The sequence below is a fragment of the Arthrobacter sp. Y3225116 genome, assembly GCF_059091245.1.
In genome coordinates, this window is record NZ_JBNHGL010000544.1 from 1 (window position 1) to 548 (window position 548).

1 protein-coding gene is annotated in these 548 nt (G+C 72.6%); it reads left to right on the forward strand.

Features of this window, described 5'->3' with window-relative positions; genetic code table 11:
* Positions 1–548 (forward strand): lipoate--protein ligase family protein (locus AC5RV2_RS18870; RefSeq protein ID WP_494093600.1); only part of this gene is annotated, 548 nt, incomplete at both ends.

The following is a 548-nucleotide window of genomic DNA, read 5'->3' on the forward strand; positions in this document are numbered from 1 at the left end:
GGCCCTACCGTGCGCGTGTACCGCCCGGCACCGACGGTGGCGTTCGGGCAGCGGGACGCGCATCTGCCCGGCTTCGGGGAGGCGGCGCGCCGCTGCCGCGAACTTGGATTCGAACCGCTGGTGCGCAAGGCGGGCGGCCGGGCCGCCGCCTACCACGAAGGCTGCCTGGTGCTGGATCATGTGGAGCCGCTGGCCGATGCGATTGCCGGAGCGAAAAGGCGTTTCGGCCAATTCGGGGAACTCATCGCCGGCGGATTGCGGGCAACCGGGCTGCAGGCCGGCGTGGGGGAAATCCCGGGGGAGTACTGCCCGGGCGAGTTCAGCATCCACGGCGCGTACCCGGTTGATCCCCTGCGCCGGATCAAGCTGGTGGGCACCGCGCAGCGGGTCGTCGCCGGCGCCTGGCTGTTTTCCTCCGTCGTGGTGGTGGAGGATGCGGCGCCGCTGCGCGAGGTGCTCACGGCCAGCTATGACGCACTCGGCCTGGACTGGGATCCGGCAACGGCCGGCGCGGCCGAGGACCTGCTGCCCGGCCTCGGCGCGGGCTC